This window comes from Martelella limonii, from assembly GCF_013344475.1.
Taxonomy (GTDB): domain Bacteria; phylum Pseudomonadota; class Alphaproteobacteria; order Rhizobiales; family Rhizobiaceae; genus Martelella; species Martelella limonii.
This window is the reverse complement of sequence record NZ_JABUOU010000003.1, coordinates 478,831-487,139: the sequence shown is the minus strand read 5'-3', so window position 1 is coordinate 487,139 and position 8,309 is coordinate 478,831. Positions and strand designations below refer to the sequence as shown.

Below are 8,309 nucleotides of genomic sequence, written 5' to 3'. Positions count from 1 at the left end.
TTCACCGACAAGGTCTCGGTCGGCCTCAACTATACCGGCCAGTTCGGCGGCGGCAATGAAAGCCAGAACGTCTCCGCCCGCCTCAACATCCGCTTCTGAGGAGCGACGAAGGCCCGGCCATCGGCCGGGCCTTCGGGCATCGATGCGGCTCCTTCTTTCCGGACGCCGTGCTGATGGACGCAATACCGGCTCTGGCGCCAGAATTTCCATACAAGTATAAAATCCGAAAAATACATTATTTTACATTCATATTGAGTGTAAATGAATTGATGGTTAATCTAAGTCGAGATAATAAAAAGTATTAAATGGAATAAGCGTGGTGCGCACGTCTATCCTTGGGCCTTCCTGGTTTTCCTGCTTTCGGGGGATATTGCATGCTTGCCGCTCCATCACTTCTCCATCGCCGCTCCGTTCTGTCAGAGGTGCCGTCCGGCCGACGCTCCAGCCTGCATGGTCTTCTGGCCGGCACGGCATTTTCGGGTGCCCTGGTGCTGGGTGCCGGGTTTTATCTCTGGGGGGGAGGCGCGCTTGCAGCCTGCGGCTATGTGCAGCAGGATCAGACCTATACATTTTCCGGACTGGACTGCACCCAGGATATTCCCGAGCCAGCGGCGCTCTATACCGATCGCGATCCGGTGACCTTCATTTTCAATCAGGGCTCAAATGTCACGCTGACGGATGGCCCGTTTTACATCGGCTCGCCGGGCAGCGCAGCAGGTCTTGGTCCGCTTGACCGGGCGAATATGAACGTAACCGTGAGCGACGCTTCCACGGTTTTGACGATGGGCGAGGGGGTCGATGTCTTCGTCGGGCTTGCCGGCGCCAACTTTGCGGGCGCCGGCTACATCAACGTCACCAGCGGTGCGCGCGCGGTTTTCAACGATGTCGCGGTGGCAAGCGGTACGCAGACCTATGTCGATCGCCGGGGAAAGTCCTACGCCAATGTCGGCCTGAAGATTGATGGCGGCGCCGTCGCGAGCGCTGCATCTTTCCATCTGCTCAATACGGCAGGGGCGATCGTTGCCGGGGCCGGCAGCAGGTTCACGCTCGAGGACCTGCTGATCGACGGCGGCGGCAATGTCTTCGTGGATGGCGGCGGCACGGTCACGGTCACGAACACGGCAACCGTCGGCAAGGGCGCCGTCGCCGTCAAAGGCGAGCTCGTTTCCGAAACACAGGCCCTTGTGGTCGGGTCGGGCGTAAACAATGCAGCCATGCTCGTGCTTGCCGATGGCGGCTTGCTGCAGACGACCCTTGATGCCCGCACCACGGTTCTGCTTGGCGTGGACGGAGGACAAGGGCGGCTGGTGATCGGGGATCCCAACAATCTGGGAAATCCGCGTTATGCGCCGGGCAATCTCAGCGCACTCACCCAAGTGTTTACGGATGCTGGGAGCAGTGTGGATGTCAACCATACCGCAACGATGAAAGACAATTTCCAGCTCAATCTTACCAGCCCCGGCGATGGGCCCGAGGGGTTGACGGTCAACCACTATGCCGGCTTCACCACGATCCAGAGCGTCGGCAATTCCGGCAATCCGCAGGATAGCAATGTCAACATTTTCGGCGGGACGCTGGTTCACCCGCTGGGTTTCCTTGGCAATGTCAATGTGGCCGGAGGCAGCTATGTCGCCTATGACCAGGTCGGTTCTATCAACCTTACCTCCGGCAGCGTCTCCATCAACGCGCCGCAATCGGTGTCGGGTGGAAGCGCAGCGCTGCTGCCTTACGTGACCGTCGAAGGCGACTTCGTGTCACAGAGTGGTAGCAATACCTACCTGTATTTCGCCGACAATGACCCGAATACCGTTCCGATATCCAAGGTGGGGGGAAACCTCGATCTCGAAGGCACCGTCACCATCTACTATGGCGGCGCCAATGCGCCCGGCGACTATGTTCTGATCGGGGATTATGGCAACCTCGTCGCCGAGTTTGGCATGGTCGTCGTGCTCGATACGACGAATGGCAATCAGCCCATTCCAAAGCCCTCCTACAGGATCGACTATCAATACAATGGCGGTCATACCGTCGCCCTCCTGTTCTTCGGCGAGGCGCCCGACCAGGACTATGTCTATTGGAGCCCCTCTTCCGCTACCGCCCCGGCAGGCGGCGCGGGCGGGACGGGGACATGGGACACCGAGAGCGACAACTGGACGATCGCGAGCGGCGGCGACAATCACGGTCCGTGGTGGAACGGCGGGCAGACCGCCTACTTCGCCAATGGTCAGGGAACCGTCACGGTGGATGGCGCAAGCGGGATCATCGTGGACGGCATCGAGGTCTCGTCAGGTCCCTATCTCTTCACGGGCGGCGGTCTGAAGCTGGGTGGCACAGACGGCGGCGCGACGATTTCCGTGCACTCCGCCACGGCCGAGTTCAATCTGTCGATCGGCCAGTCCAACGGTACGGCGCGGCTCACCAAAACCGGTGACGGAACGCTGATCCTCTCCGGCGACAACAGCTATGGCGGCGGCACGGACATTCAGCAGGGAACGCTGCAGATCGGCAGCGCGTCCGGAAACGGCTCCGTGAAGGAGGCGATCACGGGCGCGGGCGCGCTGACGCTCTATACCGACACTTCGGTCGATTTCGGAAACAACATCAACAGCTTCACCGGGTCGTTCCAACTGGCCAGCAACGGCTCGGGGATCATCAGTCTGACGGGCGCCAATGGCATGTATGCCGGAACGACCGGCAATGCGCAGGGCGCCGCGATCATGAACGTGATCGGCAGCCATGGCGGTACGGTCGCCATCGATGGCGGCATGACGCTTGCGGGCACCGGGACGGTCGGCAGCGCGGGCGCGACCGTCACGATCGGCGCCACATCATCGGGCGCGCTGATGCCCGGCGATTATCGCACCGGCGAAGATGCGCGCGGGACGCTGACGATCGGCGGCGATCTGGTGCTGACCTCAGGGGCGGCCGGCGCCACGACGCAGTTGCAGATCGGCGATCTTGAGACCGATCTGGTCGTCGTCACCGGCGCCCTGACAATTGGCGGTGACCTGATTGTCGATTTTTCCGGCGCGGGCTACGGCGAGGACAACCCTTACACGCTGATGACCTATGCCAGTCTGGCCGGCGGCGGTTTCATGGACATCAAGATCTATGACGTCAATGCCGGTAGCCAGCGTCTTGGCGACGAAGACTACCAGCTGATCGACAACTACAACAATACGAATACCATGGTCTTGTTCGTCAAGGATCAGATGCCGGAACAGGATTTCTACTGGAACGGCGACAGCAGCACGCCGACGCCGCTGGGCCTTGGTGGTTCGGGGACGTGGTCGGTGCCCGGCACGACCAATCTGCTCAACTGGACCACGCAGTCGGGCACGATCGTGGGCCCCTGGCGCAACGGCAAGACCGCTATTTTCGCGACCGCCGCAGGCACTGTGACGGTCGATGGTGCCGGTGCGCCCGCCATGCAGGTCGCCGGCATGACCTTTGCCGTCTCCGGTTACGAGCTGACCTACAAGACCTCCGCAGAAGCCGACGCCCTGATGCTGGTTCCCGATGAAGATGACAAGAACCCCGTCATTGCCGTCAACAGTGGCACCGCGGAGATCGGTGTCTCGCTGGCCGGGGCGGTCGACGTCACCAAGGCCGGTTCCGGTACGCTGATCCTCACTGCTGACAACAGCTACACCGGCGTGACCACCATCAGCGGCGGCACGCTGCAGCTTGGCAACAGCGCCGCGATGCTGAATGGCACGCTTGCCGGTGATATCGCATTTGGCGGCATCAGCGGCCTTGCTCTCACGATCGATATCTACAACGACACGACCTTTGCCAATGTCCTCTCGGGCCCGGCCGGGTCTTTCAATATCGGCGGCTCCGGCAGTCTCGCATTTACAGGCGATACCTCCGACTTCGAGGGTGACGTCTGGATCTACGGCGATGCAAGCGTCGCGCTGACCGGCACGCTCGCTTCGGATGAGCTGACGGTTGGTATCGACAGGAATGGCGGTTCTGAAGGCAATACCGCGCTTGTGCTGACCGGCAGCGGCCGGGCCAATATCGGCTCGCCCAGCACGGGGGCGATGACGCTTCAGACGGTTGGTGACGGTTCGGCGACGCTCGCCTTCGGCGCCGGCAGCGCGGATCTCCCTGCCGAACCGGGTTCGACCTGGGCGAGGACGATCGTGATGTCGGGAGCGGCAACCAACATCGTCTTCAATCACACCGCAACCGATCTCAGCCTGTTCGATGTCAAGGCCAAGATCACAAGCGTCCGCGACGGCGATGGGGTCATTCTCCAAAAGGCCGGTTACACCCATATGTCCGGCTCTCTCTCCAGTTTCGAAGGCACCGTGAATATCACCGGCGGCACGCTTCACCTTCTCAACAGCACGCTCGGCGGGCATACGGTGGTCTTTGGCGGCTCCGGCCTCGATGATCCTGCCTACGGCACGCTCTCGGGCAGCGGCTATGTTTCGGGCTCGGGGCCCATAGCCCTGACAGTGAAACCCTATGGCGCGCTGGAGAACGGCCCGCACGAAACGCTGGAGGTCGACGGCCCGGCGGTTCTCGAAAACAACGCCCGGCTGATCGTCCGTCTCGATTCCGCCGACGAAGAGACCCTGAACCCCTTCGCATACCCGCTGTTCGACATGCGGGAAATCGTGACCGATTCAACTTCGGTCATTCATGTCGATGTCCGTCCGATCGGGGGGCAGGTCCTCGCCAACGGCTCCTATCTTCTGATGATGTATCGCTACTGGGACAATGCGGCGAACGAGCGCTTCAGCCTCGTCCAGCAGGACAAGGGCTACAGCATCAATGTGATCACCAATAGCGGGCTCGTCTATCTCGATGTCGATTCCACCGAGACAGGGCGGCCCTACTGGAACCCCGGCGAGGGCACGCAAGTTTCCGGGTTCGGCGGGAGCGGTACATGGACGATGCTTGCCGGCAACCAGGCCTGGTCCGATGAAGACGGCGGCAATAACGGGCTCTGGCGACAGGGCGCGACGCCGATCTTCTCCGGTCAGCCGGGCACGGTGAGCGTCGATATCTCGAGCGGCGCGATCACCGTGGGCGGGCTCGTGTTCGAGACCGACACCACGCTGGCGGCCGCCGATGCCACGCGCGACGCGCTCGTTCTCGACGATGCCGCGACCTATGTGACGGCGGCTGTGGCGGATGGCATCACGGCGACCGTCGCTCTGCCGCTTTCCGGCGCGACCGGCCTCCTGAAGGCAGGGCAGGGCACGCTGGTGATGACCGCCGCCAACACGTTTGACGGCGGGACGAGCGTTAGCGCGGGAACGCTGATGCTGGCCGACAGCGCGACCGGGGGAACGGCCGGATCGCTCGCCGGCACGGTGACGATCGCGGCGGGGGCGACCCTTTCCGTCGATACTGCCGGCACACTGGTGTTCGGCGCCGCCAACCAGATCCTCGCGACCGCGCCAACTGCCGCATTCCATATCGCAGGCGGCACGGTCCATATCGACAGCGACAGCAGCCGGTTTTCCGGGAGCACCACCGTTGATGGCACGCTTCAGGGCAAGGGCACGCTTGGCGGCACGACCACCGTCAACGGAACGCTCGCCGGCACGGTGGCAAACGCGACGCCGCTGACGCTTGCCAATCTGACGCTGGCGGCGGCGGCAACGCTTGCGGTCGAGCTTGCGGCCACGCCGAACGCCGATCCCCTGATCAGCGTGTCGCAGTTTACCCCTGAGGGCAGCAATGTCCTGATCAACGTTCTGGGCGGGGGCGATCCGAACACTGCGCTTGCCAATGGCGACTATCTTCTGGTCGCGACAGCCGCATCGATGTCGGGAACGCCCAATCTCCAGCTCGATGCCTCGATCACCAATCCGGACTATCAGCTTCAGTACCTGATGAAGGGGCTCTATCTGACGGTTGATGACGGTACGCCGGATCTCTACTGGGATCCGGCCCAGCGCGATTGGACCGCCGATCCGAATGACATCGACTGGTCGGGCGCCAACGGCCTGCGGCACAGTGCATGGCGGGATGGCGCAATCGCCCATTTCACCGGGGCGCCCGACGTCATTGCCGTCCATTCGCCTGCCGCCGGTCGTCCGTCGTCGAGGATACGCTTTGGCGGTCTGGTGTTTACGGCCGATGGCTATGTGCTGACGGATGGCGGTCATGACGACGTCCTCGAAATCGCAGGCGCCAATGCGGATATCACGGTCGAGGGCGCGGCGACGGCCACGATCGATCTTCCTGTCGCAGGCTCTGGCCAGCTCACCAAGCGCGCGAGCGGCACGCTGCTGCTGACGGCCGCCAACACGTATGAGGGCGGTACGGATGTGCGGGAAGGCAGGCTGCAGATCGCGGGCGACGGCGCGCTCCATGGTGCCGGAGCCATCCATATAGCCCCTTCCGCGACCTTCAGCTGGGCTGCGAACGATGCAACGCTTTCGGGCCCGATATCCGGCAGGGGTACCTTCGTCAAGGAAATGACGGGCTCGGTCCTGACGCTTTCAGGCGACAGCAGCGCCTTTGCCGGCAGGTTCAGCCTGCTTTCGGGTACGCTGGCAATGAGCGGCCGAATGGGCGGTTCGGTCGAGGTGGCCAGCGGTGCGACGATCACCGGCACGGGGACGTTCGGCGATGTCATGCTCGAGGACGGCGCGACCTTCATTGTGGGCGATGGCGCAAGCCTTAGCAGCGTCAGCCGCGTGAAGTCGCTGACCACCAGCCCTACATCCGTGATCGCAACCGTTGTCGATCTTGCGCAAGGGGCAGCGAGCACGATCGTCGCCGATGGCGATGTGACGCTCGATGGCGCTGTCATACGCTTCCCCTATCGGCCTGGCGCCAGAAAGGGCGACAGCGTCACGCTCATCGACAGCCTCAACGGGCGCATCGTCGAAAACGCGGAGATCGCGATCGAGCCCGGAGGCGGCCTGCTGACCTATGACAGCAAGGTCGTGAATGGAAACGAACTGGTGCTCTTCGTCGCCTCGACGCTGATGGAGGCGCGCTGCGGAGACCTCTCCCTGACGGGGAATGCCTGCGGCACGATGGAAGCAGTGCAGACGCTGCCGCCGGCCTCGCCGCTCTTCGAAGTGGTCGAGGCCGCCGAGACGGATGATCTGGAAGATGGCTTGTCCTCGCTCTCGGGCGATGCCTATGCGTCGATGAGCGGGGCGATGGTGGCGAACAGCCATTATCTGCGGGATGCGACGGGGCGGCATGTGCGCGGCGCGCTCGGCGGTATCGCGGGCGGGGAGACGATTTCCGCGGTCAGCAATTATGCCGCCGAAACCCCGGTGCTGACGCCGTTCGGCGCCTTCGTCGAGGAAAACAGCGGCATCGGGGTCTGGGCGACGGGCTATGGCTCCTGGTCGCGCATCAAGGGCGAGGGCGGCAGCGCGACAATCACGGATTCTGCCGGTGGCTTCTATCTCGGCGCCGATTTTGCGGCCTTCGACACGATGCGCTTCGGCGCGGTGGTCGGCTACGGCCAGTCCAGCTATGAGGTCGATGCCCGCAATGTCACCGGCCGGAGCGATGATTTCACGCTCGGCTTCTACGGCGGCGGCCAGTGGGGCGGGTTCGGGTCCGATTTCGGCATGGCCTATACCTGGCACGATGTGACCGCGGACCGCGAGATCGACTTCTCGACGCTGTCGGAACGCGAGCGCGGGAGCTACAATGCCGGCACGTTCCAGGTCTATGGCGATCTCGGCTATACCTTCGCGATCACCGACAGCTTCCAGATCGAGCCCTATGTGGATGCGTCCTACATCCATCAGCAATCGGGCAGCTTCACCGAGGCGGGGGGCGTTGCGGCGCTGTTCCATCCGGAAAGCGAGATGGATACGTGGTTCACGACGGTGGGCGTGCGCAGTGCGTGGGAGTTCAGGCTTGGCGAATACCAGAGCCGGCTGACGGCTGCGGCCGGCTGGCGGGCGGGCTTCGGCGATCTGAACCCGGCCGAACAGGTGGCGTTCGACGGCGGCGACGTGTTCGGCATCACCGGCGCGCCGCTTGCCAAGAACCAGGGCATCGTGTCGGTCGGCTTCGAGACCCAGTTCACCGACAAGGTCTCGGTCGGCCTCAACTATACCGGCCAGTTCGGCGGCGGCAATGAAAGCCAGAACGTCTCCGCCCGCCTCAACATCCGCTTCTGAGGAGCGACGAAGGCCCGGCCATCGGCCGGGCCTTGGGGGCAGTAGATACAAGGAGAGCCCGGCCTGATGCCGGGCTCTCATTTTTGACAGTCCTGTCCCCAAACCGTGCTGCCTGGATGCCCGGATCAAGTCCGGGCATGACCCCTGTGGGTGAGGTTGGCGTGAGCGGCGATCTCACAAGCGGTG

Annotated in this window: 1 protein-coding gene; it reads left to right on the top strand. The window is 63.1% G+C overall.

Going from position 1 to position 8,309, the window contains the following annotated elements; all coding sequences use genetic code 11:
- The first annotated feature begins 374 nt into the window (after positions 1–374).
- Positions 375–8,123 (top strand): autotransporter domain-containing protein, encoded by a 7,749-nt coding sequence (locus tag HPQ62_RS09945; RefSeq protein WP_174802377.1) that lies wholly within the window; start codon positions 375–377, stop codon positions 8,121–8,123.
- Positions 8,124–8,309 lie beyond the last annotated feature (186 nt).

What these genes read in the sequence shown, in the direction of transcription:
- HPQ62_RS09945 (WP_174802377.1), top strand. Translation starts at nt 375, where the DNA reads ATGCTTGCCGCTCCATCACTTCTCCATCGCCGCTCCGTTCTGTCAGAG.